The sequence below is a fragment of the Mycolicibacter virginiensis genome, assembly GCF_022374935.2.
GTDB classification, from domain to species: Bacteria; Actinomycetota; Actinomycetes; order Mycobacteriales; family Mycobacteriaceae; genus Mycobacterium; species Mycobacterium virginiense.
In genome coordinates this window covers 1,487,484-1,499,787 of sequence record NZ_CP092430.2, presented here as the reverse complement: position 1 = coordinate 1,499,787, position 12,304 = coordinate 1,487,484, and the positions used below count along the sequence as shown (strand labels likewise).

Below are 12,304 nucleotides of genomic sequence, written 5' to 3'. Positions count from 1 at the left end.
ATTCGGTGGCGAACACCTCGCTCGGTTCCGGTGGATGTCGCTGGACAGCTACCGTGGGCGCATACAGCCCGACGACGAACGGAGTGTGGTGGCTGGACGAGTCGAGGTCGACGATGTCGAACCGGTCGTCTCATGCGGCCGCTACCCGGCCAAAGCCGTGGTCGGTGAGACCGTGCCGGTCAAGGCCACCGTCTGGCGTGAAGGCCATGAGGCCGTCGCGGCGACTTTGGTGGTACGTCACGTGGGGCGCCGCTATCCGCTGCCCGGTGATCCGCCGCCGACCGCGGCAGGCTCAGCACTGCATCTGCCCATGCACACCGGGTTCGACGCCTACGTGTTTCACGGTGCCTTCACCCCCGACGCCGTCGGCTTATGGACGTTCCGCGTCGAGGGCTGGGGCGATCCGTTGCAGAGCTGGCGGCACGCGGTGACCGCCAAGCTGGACGCCGGTCAGGCCGCGGCCGAACTGTCCAACGACCTGTTGATCGGCGCCGAGTTGTTCACCCGCGCCGCAGCCGCAGTACCGACCGCACGGCGTGAGCCGGTGCTGGCGGCGGCTGCTGCGTTGCGCGCCCCAGGCGATCCGGTGTCACGGGCCGCGCCGGCACTGTCGTCCGAACTCGACGAACTGCTGGCCCGTTACCCGCTGCGTGAGCTGGTCACCGCCGGCGTCGAGCACCAGGTGTGGGTGGATCGGCCGCTGGCACGCGGCGGCGCGTGGTACGAGATGTTTCCACGCTCGACCGGCGGCTGGGACGCCGAGGGCCGCCCGCTACACGGCACGTTCGCCACGGCCACGGCGGCACTGCCCCGGATCGCACAGATGGGTTTCGACGTGGTGTATCTGCCACCGGTCCACCCCATCGGACGTGTACATCGCAAGGGCCGCAACAACTCCGCGACCGCCGAATCCGGCGACGTGGGTTCGCCGTGGGCCATCGGCAGCGCCGAGGGCGGCCACGACGCGGTGCATCCGGAGCTGGGCGATATCGGTGGCTTCGACGACTTCGTCGCCGCGGCTCACCGGCTCGACCTGGAGGTCGCGCTGGACCTGGCGCTGCAGTGCGCACCGGACCATCCCTGGGCCACTCAGCATCGGGAATGGTTCACCGAACTGCCCGATGGCACCATCGCCTACGCGGAAAACCCGCCGAAGAAATATCAGGACATCTACCCGCTGAATTTCGACAACGATCCGGCCGGCCTGTACGCAGAGGTACTGCGGGTGGTCCGGTTCTGGATGGACCACGGGGTGAAGATCTTTCGGGTGGACAACCCGCACACCAAGCCCCCGGACTTTTGGCTCTGGTTGATCGCCGCCGTCAAGAACATCGACCCTGACGTGCTGTTTTTGTCCGAGGCGTTTACCCCACCGGCACGCCAGTACGGCTTGGCCAAACTGGGCTTCACCCAGTCTTACTCGTATTTCACCTGGCGGACAACCAAATCCGAGCTCACGGAGTTCGGTCAGCAGATCGCCGAGCTCGCCGACTTCCGCCGGCCGAATCTGTTCGTCAACACGCCCGACATCCTGCACGCCAGCCTGCAGCACGGCGGCCCCGGAATGTTCGCCATCCGCGCGGTACTGGCAGCGACACTGGGCCCGGCGTGGGGCGTGTACTCCGGATTCGAGTTGTTCGAAGACCGTGCAGTGCATGAAGGTAGCGAGGAGTACCTCGATTCGGAGAAGTACGAGCTTCGTCCCCGTGATTTCGCCGGCGCCGTCGCCGAAGGCCGCTCCCTAGAGCCGTTCATAGCCCGGCTCAACGAGATTCGCCGGCTGCACCCGGCGTTCAATCAACTGCGCACCGTGCACTTCCACCATATCGACAACGACGCGCTGCTGGCCTACAGTAAGTTCGACCCGGCTACCGGCGACACCGTGCTGGTAGTGGTCACGCTGAACCCCTTCAGCGCTGAGCAGGCGACCCTGCACCTGGACATGTGGGCACTGGGAATGCCTGACTACCAACGCTTCTGGGTACGCGACCAGATAAGCGGAGAAGACTACAACTGGGGCCAGGACAACTACGTGCGCTTGGACCCGGCACACGCGGTCGCCCACATCGTCACCATGCCGCCGATCAACCTCGGTACCCGCATCGAGCTACTGCGCCGCTGATGAGCACCATGACCCGACACCTGGCACCCCCTCCTGCCGACCTGGCCCGGCTGCTGGCCGGTGAGCACCACGATCCGCATTCCATCCTGGGCGCTCACGAATACGGCAAGACCACCGTCATCCGGGCACTGCGCCCGCACGCTCGGCGCATGGCAGTGCTCGTCGGTACCGAACGCTTCGTCATGCGCGACCTGGGCTCCGGGCTGTTCGCGGCGGCGCTGCCGTTCACCGATCTCATCGACTACCGATTGGAGGTGCATTACCCGGAGACGGCCGAATTCGCCGAGCCCACCGGGGTACAGACAGTCGCCGATGGGTATCGATTCGCGCCGACGCTAGGCGAATTCGACCTGTACCTGTTCGCCGAGGGTCGCCACGAACGTCTCTGGGAAGTGATGGGGGCTCAACACCGCAGCTTCACCACGCCCGACGGCGAGGTGACCGGTGTGTCCTTCGCGGTGTGGGCACCCAACGCCACCGGGGTGAGCCTGATCGGCGATTTCAACGGTTGGGCAGGTGACGACGTCCCGCTGCGATCATTGGGCTCCTCGGGTATCTGGGAGCTGTTCTGGCCCGACTTCCCCACCGCCGGTCTCTACAAGTTCCGCATCCACGCGGCCGACGGCGCGGTCACCGAGCGCGCCGATCCGTTCGCCTACGCCACCGAAGTGCCACCGCGCACCGCGTCGATGGTGACGGCCAGCGACTACACCTGGAACGACGCCGACTGGATGGCGCAGCGCTGCAAGCGCGACCCGGCGACCGAACCGATGAGCACCTACGAGGTCCATCTGGGCTCTTGGCGCCCGGGGCTCACCTACCGCCAGCTGGCGGTGGAACTGACCGAATACGTTGTTCAACAAGGCTTCACCCATGTTGAACTGCTGCCGGTGGCGGAGCACCCGTTCGGCGGGTCTTGGGGATATCAGGTGACGTCGTACTACGCCCCGACGGCACGCTTCGGCACCCCCGACGACTTCCGGGCGCTGGTCGATGCCCTGCACGGGGCCGGCGTCGGCGTCATCGTGGACTGGGTGCCGGCACACTTTCCCAAAGACGACTGGGCACTGGGCCGATTCGACGGGACCCCGCTCTACGAGCACTCCGATCCGCGCCGCGGTGAGCAACTCGACTGGGGCACCTACGTATTCGACTTCGGCCGCCCGGAGGTGCGCAACTTTCTGGTCGCTAATGCGCTGTATTGGCTGACCGAGTTCCACGTGGACGGGCTGCGGGTGGATGCCGTGGCATCGATGCTCTACCTGGACTATTCGCGCCCGCACGGCGGGTGGACCCCCAATATCCACGGCGGCCGCGAGAACCTGGAGGCGGTGCAGTTCCTGCAGGAGCTGAACGCGACCACCCACCGGGTCGCGCCGGGCATCGTGACCATCGCCGAGGAGTCCACCTCCTGGCCGGGAGTCACCCGCGACACCAGCCTGGGCGGACTGGGCTTTTCGATGAAGTGGAACATGGGCTGGATGCACGACACCCTGGCCTACCTCGGCCACGATCCGGTGCACCGCAGCTACCACCACCACAACATGACGTTCTCGATGCTCTACGCCTTCAGCGAGAACTACGTGCTGCCGGTCAGCCACGACGAGGTGGTGCACGGCAAGGGCACGCTGTGGTCGAGGATGCCCGGAGATTCCCATCACAAGGCCGCGGGCCTGCGCGCCCTGCTGGCCTACCAGTGGGCGCATCCCGGCAAGCAATTGTTGTTCATGGGCCAGGAGTTCGGCCAGCGCGCCGAGTGGTGCAACGAGCGCGGAGTCGACTGGTTCCAGCTCGACCCCCAGATCGAGCCCGACGGCTACTCCCCCGGCATCCTGCGGCTGGTCAGCGACCTCAACGCCCACTACCGCGCGCTGCCCGCCCTGTGGACCCAGGACTCCGACCCGCGGGGCTACTCCTGGATCGACGCCAACGACTCGACCAACAACGTGTTGAGCTTCCTGCGCTACGGCACCGACGGTTCGGTGCTGGCCTGCGTGTTCAACTTCGCCGGCGTCACCCACGCCGACTACCACCTGGGGCTGCCGCGCGCGGGCCGCTGGCGTGAGGTGCTCAACACCGACGCGGTCGGCTACCGCGGGTCGGGCGAAGGCAACTTCGGTGGGGTCGAGGCCACCGACGAACCGTGGCACGGCCGGCCAGCCTCGGCGGTGCTGGTGTTACCCGCCCTGTCGGCCGTGTGGCTGGCACCCGAATAGCGCCAGCCCACTGGATCAGTACAGCGCGTTGGCCAGATTGCGCCGGCCGGCGACGACCTCCGGGTCGGCAGGGTCGAACAGCTCGAACAGCTCCACCAGCCGGGTCCGCACCGCGGTGCGCTCGTCACCGGCGGTCCGCCGCACCAGGGCGATCAGCCGGTCGAACGCAGCGGTGACGTCTTGGTTGAGGATCTGTACGTCAGCGGCAGCGAAGGCAGCCTCGACGTTGCCCGGGTCGGCGTCGGCCAGTGCGGGCGCATCGGGTTGCCGGCCTGTGGCGCGTTCCAGGAAGGTGAGCTGGCGCAGCGCGCCCTTGGCTTCAACGTGATTGGGGTCGGCGTCCAGCAACGCCTGATAGGAGGCTCGCGCCGCCGGGAAGTCGCCCGCGTCGAGTTGGTCCCGGGCCTGCGCCAGCACCGGGTCCACCTGCTCCGGCTGCTCAGCGTCACCGCCTCCGCCGGCAAGCTTGCCTGCGGTGGCCGACACCAGCGAGTCCACCCAGCGGCGTAGCTGGTCGGGCGGCTGGGGTCCTTGGAAGCTGGTGATCGGTTGGCCGGCGGCCAGTGCCACCACGGTCGGTACCGCGTCCACGCCGAACACCTGCGCCACCCGCGGGGCGACGTCGACGTTGACGGTGGCCAGCGCCCACTTGGGCGCCCCGTCGGCGTTGTCCGCCTGAGCCAGCGCAGCCAGGGTATCGGCGAGCTGAATGCAGGCTTCACTGCGCGGTGACCACAGCAACACCACCACCGGCACCTGATTGGAGCGGACCAGCACCTCGTCTTCGAAGTTGGCCTCGGTGATCTCGGTGGCACCCGGCGGAGCCGGGGTGTTGCCGGCGGCGCCGCCGGATTGAGCCGGCTTCTTGAGGCCGGACAAATCCACTGCTCCGGCCAACGCCGGGCCGATCGGGGGTCGAGGACGCGTCACGACGTCAAGTCTGTCACGTCATCCTCGCGGCGCCGCCGACGGCCGTTTTCGCGCCCGGCCACCGCGCTATGACCAAGATCACACTTGGGCGTCGCGACGCGGAAACGGGCCACGCCAGCAACCTACGCAACCGTAGGGAAGTCGCTACCCCGCACGCAGAATCAACGCGTCGCCCTGGCCGCCGGCACCGCATAGCGCAGCCACCGCATAGCCCGAACCGCGCCGCTTGAGCTCCAGGGCGGCGTGCAGCGTGATCCGCGCACCGGACATCCCGATCGGGTGCCCCACGGCGATCGCGCCGCCGTGCACGTTGACCACGTCGCCGTTCAGCCCCAGCTCCCGGGTCGAGGCCAGCGACACCGCGGCAAAGGCCTCATTGATCTCCACCACGTCGAGTCGGTCGACCGAGATCCCCTCGCGCTCGATCGCCTTCTTGATGGCATTGGCCGGCTGGGACTGCAGGGTCGAATCCGGCCCGGCCACGACGCCGTGGGCGCCGATCTCGCACAGCCAGTCCAGACCCAGCTCCTGCGCCTTGGCCTTGCTCATCACGACCACTGCGGCGGCGCCGTCGGAGATCTGCGACGACGAGCCGGCGGTGATGGTGCCGTCCTTGCGGAACGCCGGCTTGAGCCCCGACAGCGACTCGGCAGTGGTGTTGGCCCGGATGCCCTCGTCCTCGGTGAACTCCAGCGGATCCCCCTTGCGCTGCGGGATCTTCACCGGCACCACCTCGTCGGCGAAAACGCCGTCCTTCCAGGCCGCTGCGGCCCTACGGTGCGACTCGGCGGCAAACTCGTCCTGCTCAGCGCGGGTGAACTTGTCCTCGTCGTTGCGCTGCTCGGTGAGCGCGCCCATCGGCTGGTCGGTGAAGACGTCGTGCAGACCGTCGTAGGCGAGGTGGTCGCGCACCGTCACGTCGCCGTACTTGTAGCCCGACCGGCTGTCCAGCAGCAGGTGGGGAGCCTTGCTCATGGACTCCTGGCCGCCGGCCACCACCACGTCGAATTCGCCGGCGCGAATCAGCTGGTCAGCCATGGCGATGGCGTTGATTCCCGACAGACACATCTTGTTGATGGTCAACGTCGGCACGTCCCAGCCGATGCCGGCGCCCACCGCCGCCTGCCGAGCCGGCATCTGGCCGGCACCCGCGGTGAGCACCTGGCCCATGATCACGTACTGCACCAGCGACGCCGGTACCTGCGCCTTCTCCAGAGCCCCGGCAATGGCCACGGCGCCCAAGTCGCTACCGGAGAAATCCTTCAGCGAACCCATCAACCGGCCGATCGGGGTCCGAGCCCCAGCAACGATCACCGATGTCGTCATGACTACCTCCCGGGCGGGTCTGAAAGGCCGATCTTTCCGGTCGGCGCAGCACGATGTTTCTGCTCAGGTTACCGTTACGTTATGACCACCGAATCCGTCGCTGACCCTTGTGAGGTACGTCCCGCCCTGGCCTCGGCCTTGGTGACGGCGGTCGACCACGTCGGTATCGCGGTCCCGGACCTGGAAGTGGCCAAGAAGTGGTACCACGACAAGCTCGGGATGATCGTGCTGCACGAAGAGGTCAACGAGGAGCAGGGCATCGTCGAGGCGATGCTCGCGGTGCGCGGTGCCCCGGTCGGTAGCGCCCAGATTCAGCTGATGGCCCCGATCGACGAGTCTTCGACCATCGCGAAGTTCCTGGACAAGCGCGGCCCCGGCCTGCAGCAGCTGGCCTACCGGACCAGCGATATCGACACGCTCTCCGAGCGGCTGCGCGAGCAGGGTGTCCGGTTGCTCTATGAGGCACCGCGGCGCGGCACGTCGAACTCGCGGATCAACTTCATCCACCCCAAGGACGCCGGCGGCGTGCTGGTCGAGCTGGTCGAACCGGCCGCGAACCCGGAAGCGCACTGACCTTCTAGGACCACTTCCTGGTCGGACCCCGATTGTTGCGGTTAGCCCAACACGGCGTATGCCAATGTCGCCGGTCATCGCCCGCGGTGTCGCCGTACTCGGCAAGCCACACCACCACATGAGCTATGCCGCAACGGATCTCGTGATCGCAACCCGGACAGCGATATACCTTCGCCGCGCGCGATCCCGCGACCGGCACGACGATGTATTCGTATCCGTCGGGGCCGGTCTCCACGCGTTGTTGCCGCGGCAGCGGCCGTAGCGGCTGTTGCCGACGCGACGGACTGCGGCGACGAGCCATGCCGATCAGCCTAGTGACACCGCATCAGGCCAATTTGGACAGTGCGGCCGCCGCGTCGTAGCCGCCGAACCCGTCCAGCTCATCGCGTCGCAGGCGATTCACCCAGGTCGGGTCGGCCAGCAGCGCGCGGCCGATGGCCACCACGTCGAACTCCCCGGCGTCGAACTGTTGGACCAGCCGGTCGACCGGCGCGGGCGCAATCACCTCGCCGCGCTTCTCGCTGCGGAACTGCGTCTCCAATCCGACCGACCCAACCGCGATGACCGGCAGGCCGGTGACCTTCTTGGTCCATCCGGCGAGGCTCAAATCGCTGTCATGGCCGGGGAATCCGGGGACGTAGTGCCTGCGCGTCGAGGGATGCAGGGCATCCACGCCGGCGTCGACCAGGGGCGTGAGCAGTTCCTGCAACTGGGTCGGGTCCTCGGCGATGGAGGCCGCGTAGTCGGTGCCCTTCCATTGCGAGTAGCGGAAGATGATCGGATAGTCCGGGCCGACCGCGGCGCGCACCGCCGCGACCACCTCTGCAGGGAATCGGGTGCGCGCGGCCAGCGATCCGCCGTAGCCGTCGGTACGGCGATTCGTGCGCTCCCAGAAGAATTCGTCGAGCAGGTAGCCGTGGGCACCATGGATCTCGACCGCGTCGAAGCCCAGGTCTCGTGCGGTGGCGGCGCTGGTGGCGTAGAGCTGTGCGATGTCGGCGAGTTCGTCGGTTCGCAGCGCGCGGCCCCGCGGTTCACCGTGCCCGTCGATGCCCGACGGGCCGACGGGTTGCACACCGTCGTCGTCGCGGCGCTCGACGCCCTGGTGCCACAGCTGCGCGGCTATCGTCGCTCCCTCGGAGTGGACGCTGTCGACGACACGCGTCCACCCGGCGAGCACCTCGTCGCCTGCCAGCGTCGGCACGCTGGCCGGGAATCCCGCCGCCGGGTCGGGCAGCCGGATGCCCTCGGTGATGATCAGCCCCACCCCGCCCGCAGCGCGCCGTTGGTAGTACTCGGCCACATCACCGCCCGGAATGCCGCCCGGCGAAGCCTGGCGGGTCATCGGCGCCATAGCGAACCGGTTGGGAACGGTCATCGAACGGACCGTCAGCGGCTGGAAAAGATCATCGAGTGCCATGCGGTCCTCCAACGCGCGCCTGCGCGCTCCTATTCCGCCACGCGATCAGAACAGCCGGTATTCGTCGCTGGCCATGCCGCGCATCGCGTCATAATCCAAAGTCAGGCAACGGATGCCACGGTCGGTGGCCAGCGTACGGGCCTGCGGCTTGATCTGCTGAGCGGCGAAGACCCCGCTGACCGGTGCCAGCAGACTGTCACGGTTGAGCAGTTCGAGGTATCGCGTGAGCTGTTCCACACCGTCGATCTCGCCGCGCCGCTTGATCTCCACCGCGACCGCTCGCCCTTGTTCATCGCGACACAACAGGTCAACCGGACCGATCGCGGTCATGTACTCGCGGCGCACCAACGAGTAGCCCTCGCCAAGCAGTTCGACGTGCTCGGCGAGCAGCGCCTGCAGCTGTGCTTCGACGCCGTCTTTGACCAGTCCGGGGTCGACACCCAGCTCGTGGCTGGAGTCATGCTCGATCTCCTCGATGGTGATCCGCAGCTGGTCACCAGTCTTGTTCGCCACCACCCATACCGGCAACTCGCCACCGGTCTCCTCGGTGAAGCGGCACGGCGGGCTCATCCAGTTCAGCGGCTTATAGGCACGGTCGTCGGCGTGCACACTGACCGAGCCGTCGGCCTTCAACAGCAGCAGTCGTCGGGCAGAGGGCAGGTGCGCGGTGAGCCGGCCGACATAGTCGACGGTGCACTGGGCGATCACGAGTCGCATCCGATCCACCTTAAAGGCCCGCGCCGAGCAATTATTCTTACGCCACGATGAAGCCGTCAAAGACGACCGCGCAACGCCTGGGCCGCGCGCTCGAGATGCTCACGCGCCAGAGTGGTCGGCTGCCCGAAACACCCGAATACGGCTCCTGGCTACTGGGCCAGGTGTCGGAAAGTCAGTACCTGCGCCGGATCCGTATTCAGTTCATCTTGACCATCGTCATGGTGGGGACGAACCTGCTCGGCGTCGCCGTGGACGTCTTGCTGGTGGCGGTGGCGTTTCCGGTGCCCAATGTGTTCACCGACGCTCCAAAGTGGCTGACCTTCGGGCTGGTGCCGGCCTACGTGGTGATCGCGGTGGTCGCCGGCACCTATGGAATTACCCGACGCACCATCCAGAAATTACGTTGGGCCATCAAGGAACAGACACCGACGCGCGACGACGAACGCAATGCCTTCCTGACCCCGTGGCGAGTGGCGCAGGTCGTGCTGGCCCTGTGGGGCGTCGCGACGGTGTTGTTCACCGTGCTGTACGGCTTCTACGACAAGATCTTCATCCCGATCATCGGCTTCACGATGAGCGTCTGCGGCATCCTGGTTGCCACTGCCTGCTATCTGTTCACCGAATTCGCCTTGCGGCCGGTGGCCGCACAGGCGCTGGCCGCCGGTCCGCCGCCGCGGCGAATCCTGTCGGGCATCATGGGCCGGACCATGATGGTCTGGCTGCTCACCTCCGGCGTCCCCATTCTGGGTATCGGCCTGACCGCGTTGTTCGCGGTGGTGCTGAAGAACCTGACGTTGACACAGTTCGGCGTCGCCGTGCTGATCGCCTCGGTGACGACGCTGGTTTTCGGGTTCCTTCTCATGCTGATCCTGTCCTGGCTCACCGCAACGCCGGTGCGCGTCGTGCGTGCGGCTCTAAGACGCGTCGAGCAGGGCAACCTACAAGGTGACCTGGTGGTGTTCGACGGAACCGAACTCGGGGAACTGCAGAGCGGTTTCAACGCGATGGTGCACGGGCTGCGCGAGCGTGAACGTGTACGCGACCTGTTCGGCCGACACGTCGGGCGTGAAGTGGCAGCCGCCGCGGAACGCGAGCAGATACAACTCGGCGGCGAAGAGCGCCATGTCGCAATCATTTTCGTCGATATCGTCGGCTCGACGCAGATCGTGACCGCCAAGCCCGCGACCGAGGTCGTCACCCTGCTGAACCGGTTCTTCGCCGTCGTCGTCGACGAGGTCGACCGCCATCAGGGGCTGATCAACAAGTTCGAGGGCGATGCCACCCTGGCGATCTTCGGCGCGCCGAACCATCTCGACCAGCCCGAGGACGAAGCGCTGGCCGCAGCCCGGGGCATCCTGTACCGGCTGGCCGACGAGGTGCCGGAGATCCGGGCGGGCATCGGTGTGGCGGCTGGGCAGGTGGTGGCCGGAAACGTCGGCGCCAAAGAGCGTTTCGAGTACACCGTGATCGGAGAACCGGTCAACGAGGCCGCCCGGCTGTGCGAATTGGCAAAGACCCATCCAGTACCACTGTTGACCACGGCCAAGACCATGTACGCCGCCAGCATCAGCGAACAGGCCCATTGGGTGGTGGGTGACTCGATCGTGTTGCGCGGCTACGAAGCGCCCACGGTGCTGGCCAGCCCGTTGTAACGCGGCCCTACTCCCCCACCCACGTCTCGGTCGCTGCCAGCGCATCCTCGACCGTGGCGAACACCAGCCCGGCATAGGCATCTGGGTCAGGCGTTACCGACCCGTTGGGATCGACGAGCAGCCCCTGTTTGTCCAGCGCCCGCAACTCCTCGGAGAGGCCCGCAAGCAGGCCGCGCGCCGGCTCGCTGATCGTGTGCAGCCGCGAGACGTCGAGGATCGCGGTATCGAACTCACCACATTCCCGGGTCGCGGTGCGGGCCACCTGTTCGGCGCCGGCGAACAACAGGTCACCGTGCACCTCGTAGACCCGAATGCCTGGGCGTGGGGTGTACACCCCACGAATCGCCGCATGGGCTTCGCTGCTCACCGTCAGGAAGTGCAGCCCGAGCTGCTGGGAAAGGCTGCGGCACACCAGCATCCCGCGCACGCTGTTGCCCTTGGCGTCGATCCGCGGTGAATAGACGCCGATACCGAGCTGTCCGGGCAGCACCGCCACGATGCCACCGGCCACACCGCTCTTGGCCGGCATCCCGACCGCACTGACCCATGCACCGGCGGCGTCATACATGCCGCAGGTCACCATGACCGACAGCGTTCGCCGCACCACCGCGGCATCGGTCACCTGCCGCCCGGTCAAGGGGTTGAGGCCGCCGCGGGCCAGGGTCGCGGCCATCCGGGCCAGGTCGGTGCTGGTGACCTTCAGCGAACATTGGCGGATGTAGAGGTCCAGGGCATCGTCGGGGTCGGCACCCAAGGCGCCGAAACTCTCCAGCAGATAAGCGATCCCGCGATTGCGGCTGCCACTCGCTCGCTCGGACTGATACACCGCCTCGTCGAAGTCCAGGCTGCGTCCGGCGCAGGCGCTGAAGAAGTCCCGGACAAGATCGAACCGGTCTTCACTGGTCTTCCCGGGTATCAGCGAGCACGCCACGATCGCACCGGCGTTGATCATCGGATTCTTCGGCACATTGGTTACCTGATCAACGCTGATCTTGTTGAAGCCCTCACCGGAGGGTTCCACACCGATCCGCGCGTCGACATCCGTCTGACCCAGCTGGTCGAGGGCGAGCGCGTAGGTGAACGGCTTGGAGATGGACTGCATAGTGAATTGCACATCGGCATCGCCAGACTCGTAGACGTAGCCGTCCGAGGACGACAACGCCAGGCCGAACCCCGTCGGATCCACCTCGGCCAATTCCGGAATGTAGCTCGCCAGGGCACCATGGCCTACCCCGGCGTGCTCGGCAAGAATCCCGTCCAAGTACCGCTGTACCAGTGCCGCCACGCACCGATGCTAGCCCGCACCGGCGCCGACGGCCCGGCACTGTCGTGTCGCTTTTCCGCTAGT

10 protein-coding genes are annotated in these 12,304 nt (G+C 66.8%); 4 read left to right on the top strand and 6 right to left on the bottom strand.

What is annotated here, in order from left to right; translation table 11 throughout:
- The first annotated feature begins 34 nt into the window (after positions 1 to 34).
- Positions 35 to 2,122 (top strand): alpha-1,4-glucan--maltose-1-phosphate maltosyltransferase, encoded by a 2,088-nt coding sequence (locus MJO54_RS07390; RefSeq protein WP_152665962.1) that lies wholly within the window; start codon positions 35 to 37, stop codon positions 2,120 to 2,122.
- A complete protein-coding gene (gene glgB / locus MJO54_RS07385; RefSeq protein ID WP_046285634.1) occupies positions 2,122 to 4,338 on the top strand; it encodes a 1,4-alpha-glucan branching protein GlgB in 2,217 nt (738 codons plus the stop codon). Before MJO54_RS07390 ends, glgB begins: the two co-directional genes overlap by 1 nt.
- A 15-nt stretch (positions 4,339 to 4,353) precedes the next feature.
- On the opposite strand, the gene MJO54_RS07380 is transcribed toward glgB, so the two are convergent.
- Positions 4,354 to 5,268, bottom strand: coding sequence for a tetratricopeptide repeat protein (locus MJO54_RS07380; protein ID WP_046285633.1), 915 nt, complete (start codon positions 5,266 to 5,268; stop codon positions 4,354 to 4,356).
- 144 nt (positions 5,269 to 5,412) lie between these two features.
- Positions 5,413 to 6,594, bottom strand: a complete 1,182-nt coding sequence (locus MJO54_RS07375; RefSeq protein WP_046285632.1) for an acetyl-CoA C-acetyltransferase — start codon at positions 6,592 to 6,594, stop codon at positions 5,413 to 5,415.
- 81 nt (positions 6,595 to 6,675) lie between these two features.
- Here MJO54_RS07375 and mce point away from each other — a divergent pair, with 81 nt between their 5' ends.
- Positions 6,676 to 7,167, top strand: coding sequence for a methylmalonyl-CoA epimerase (mce, locus tag MJO54_RS07370; RefSeq protein WP_046285631.1), 492 nt, complete (start codon positions 6,676 to 6,678; stop codon positions 7,165 to 7,167).
- Positions 7,168 to 7,171: 4 nt separating this feature from the next.
- On the opposite strand, the gene MJO54_RS07365 is transcribed toward mce, so the two are convergent.
- The 3 genes from MJO54_RS07365 to nucS are packed head-to-tail and all read right to left on the bottom strand — an operon-like array spanning position 7,172 to position 9,304.
- The gene (locus tag MJO54_RS07365) at positions 7,172 to 7,468 is read right to left on the bottom strand and encodes an Rv1322 family protein (RefSeq protein ID WP_082108358.1); all 297 of its coding nucleotides are present in this window, start codon (positions 7,466 to 7,468) and stop codon (positions 7,172 to 7,174) included.
- A 24-nt stretch (positions 7,469 to 7,492) separates the two neighbouring features.
- Positions 7,493 to 8,587 carry an NADH:flavin oxidoreductase gene (locus tag MJO54_RS07360; protein WP_046285638.1) on the bottom strand — a complete coding sequence of 365 codons (1,095 nt, stop codon included), beginning with the start codon at positions 8,585 to 8,587 and terminating at the stop codon, positions 7,493 to 7,495.
- 45 nt (positions 8,588 to 8,632) lie between these two features.
- Entirely contained in the window at positions 8,633 to 9,304 is a 672-nt protein-coding gene (gene nucS / locus MJO54_RS07355) for an endonuclease NucS (RefSeq protein ID WP_046285629.1), read from the bottom strand.
- Positions 9,305 to 9,351: 47 nt separating this feature from the next.
- Between nucS and MJO54_RS07350 the strand changes: the two genes are divergently transcribed.
- Complete coding sequence (locus tag MJO54_RS07350; protein ID WP_046285628.1) at positions 9,352 to 10,956, top strand: adenylate/guanylate cyclase domain-containing protein; 1,605 nt, start codon at positions 9,352 to 9,354, stop codon at positions 10,954 to 10,956.
- 7 nt (positions 10,957 to 10,963) lie between these two features.
- Here the strand turns inward: MJO54_RS07350 and glsA are convergent, their stop codons facing one another.
- Positions 10,964 to 12,241, bottom strand: a complete 1,278-nt coding sequence (glsA, locus tag MJO54_RS07345) for a glutaminase A (RefSeq protein WP_046285627.1) — start codon at positions 12,239 to 12,241, stop codon at positions 10,964 to 10,966.
- Positions 12,242 to 12,304: the final 63 nt, after the last annotated feature.

Excerpts from the sequence above, each read along its gene's own strand:
- MJO54_RS07390 (WP_152665962.1), top strand. The coding sequence starts at position 35 with ATGTCGCTGGACAGCTACCGTGGGCGCATACAGCCCGACGACGAACGG.
- glgB (WP_046285634.1), top strand. The coding sequence starts at position 2,122 with ATGAGCACCATGACCCGACACCTGGCACCCCCTCCTGCCGACCTGGCC.
- MJO54_RS07375 (WP_046285632.1), bottom strand. The coding sequence starts at position 6,594 with ATGACGACATCGGTGATCGTTGCTGGGGCTCGGACCCCGATCGGCCGG.
- mce (WP_046285631.1), top strand. The coding sequence starts at position 6,676 with ATGACCACCGAATCCGTCGCTGACCCTTGTGAGGTACGTCCCGCCCTG.
- MJO54_RS07365 (WP_082108358.1), bottom strand. The coding sequence starts at position 7,468 with ATGGCTCGTCGCCGCAGTCCGTCGCGTCGGCAACAGCCGCTACGGCCG.
- MJO54_RS07360 (WP_046285638.1), bottom strand. The coding sequence starts at position 8,587 with ATGGCACTCGATGATCTTTTCCAGCCGCTGACGGTCCGTTCGATGACC.
- nucS (WP_046285629.1), bottom strand. The coding sequence starts at position 9,304 with ATGCGACTCGTGATCGCCCAGTGCACCGTCGACTATGTCGGCCGGCTC.
- MJO54_RS07350 (WP_046285628.1), top strand. The coding sequence starts at position 9,352 with ATGAAGCCGTCAAAGACGACCGCGCAACGCCTGGGCCGCGCGCTCGAG.